Source organism: Campylobacter sp. CNRCH_2015_0338h, assembly GCF_025772785.1.
Lineage (GTDB): Bacteria > Campylobacterota > Campylobacteria > Campylobacterales > Campylobacteraceae > Campylobacter_D.
Map to the genome: position 1 here is coordinate 1 of NZ_JAKMST010000022.1, position 1,786 is coordinate 1,786.

The window sequence follows — 1,786 nt, forward strand, 5'->3', positions numbered from 1 at the left end:
GTATTTACACTAATGATAGGATTAGCTTTAAATGGTGCTTTAGAAGTAATAGTTGCTTTAGCTTCACCACTAGCATTAAATACTGCTTCTTGATTACTTAAACTAGCATCCCCGTTTAAACTCCATTCTATTTTTTCATTAGGTTTGCCACCTTTTAAAGTTACATCAACATGATCAAGTTTTGGATCTTTTAAAGCTTTGATGTTTTCACTTTCATAAGCATGGATTTTATCTTTACTAAAATTAATGCTTGGGGTGTATTGGTGGAGTTTGATCTCTCCGCTTACTTCTTGAGTACTAGCTGTGCTTTGATTATAAGTAGCAATGATTTGTAATCTTTTAATATTAAAATCTTTTACTCCTTCAAATACTACCTTACTCTCACCTTTATCATCAGCTGTACTTTCTTTGTCATTGCTAATTCTTAAAGTTTTATTGCTTTGTATATCTTTAGCCTTCCATAAAACTTTTGTTTTTGGCATTAAACCTTTAAGTTTTACTTCAAAGTCGCTTTTATAATCAATCATTCCTTTTTCAAAGTCTTGATGAGTCACAGGGTCTTTTCCGATAGGAAGCTCCATAGTGGCTGAATAGTTTTTGATCTCTAAATCTTTACTTTTTTCTTTTACTAACTCATCACTCATATTCTTAGCAATGATTTTTACTTTTTCATTTCCACTAAGTCCTATGATTTCTACATTGCTCTCACCCTTTTCATCAGCTATTAAATTAAGCTCTTTAGTAGTTTTATCTTTATCAATAAATAAAGCATTATCTCCTTGTATGCTCCATTTAACCTTAGTAGTTTTAGCTTGTAAGTTTTTATAACTTGCATGAGCTTTTTCTTTATTACCTATAGTAGTTTTATCTAAGATAATATCATTATCTCCATAAATTGCTATTTGAACAAATGCTTTTAAAGTAACTCCTAATACATTAGCAATGATTGTTGCTTTTTCTTTATCTTTCATATTTGCATCAGGCTTATAGATAATGTTTGAATTTCCATCTTTATCTGTTTTATCTGAATTTGGAGTTTTTTCTAAGCTTCCTTTGCCAATTAATTTCCAATTTATATCTAAATCACTTGCCAAATCACTTCCTGCAAATGTGATTAGAGATTTTTCATATCTTTGTATATTAGAAGGTTTGGCAAATATCCTAAAGTCTTCTTTTGGAGCTATAATAGTAATAGGGAAACTTTCTTGAGCATTCCCTGCTTTAGCAATTAAATTGGTTTGATGGACTCCATAAGCATGGATTATTTTTACAAAAACCTTTCCACTATCATTAGTAATATAATGATTTCCATTCTTTAAGATTACACTTTTTTGTTCAGGAGTTACACTCATAGCGACATTTTTAACTGCTTGGTTAAAACCATTTTTTAGCATAATACAATGAGTATTATCCCCTAAATTTCCACAATAAGAAATATGATAAGCATTATTAATGGCTTTATATTCAAGCACCATAGAATAATCTCTATCTATAAAATGAGTTCTAGAGCCTTCAATGGTGTTATTTATACCTGCAAATTTAGGATCAAAAGCATGTTTGAAGGCATCTTTATCTAAAGGTATATTAAAATTCATAGCTATATTTGTGCCTTGTTTATTGCTCTCATTGCTTTGTTTGTAGCTTAATGAAAAATTTAAAGCAGGACAAGGTGAATAAGTAATACCTCCTTCATACACCAAAGGATTTTTTTCTAAATCTTCAAAGCAGCTTACATTGCCAAATGGAGCTACTTTTTCTCCATACCATTTACTCATATTAGCAAAAA

At 30.0% G+C, this 1,786-nt stretch carries 1 protein-coding gene; it reads right to left on the bottom strand.

Annotated features, from left to right (window positions below):
- Positions 1–1,786 (bottom strand): inverse autotransporter beta domain-containing protein (locus L8X30_RS07840; protein ID WP_263679757.1); only part of this gene is annotated, 1,786 nt, incomplete at both ends.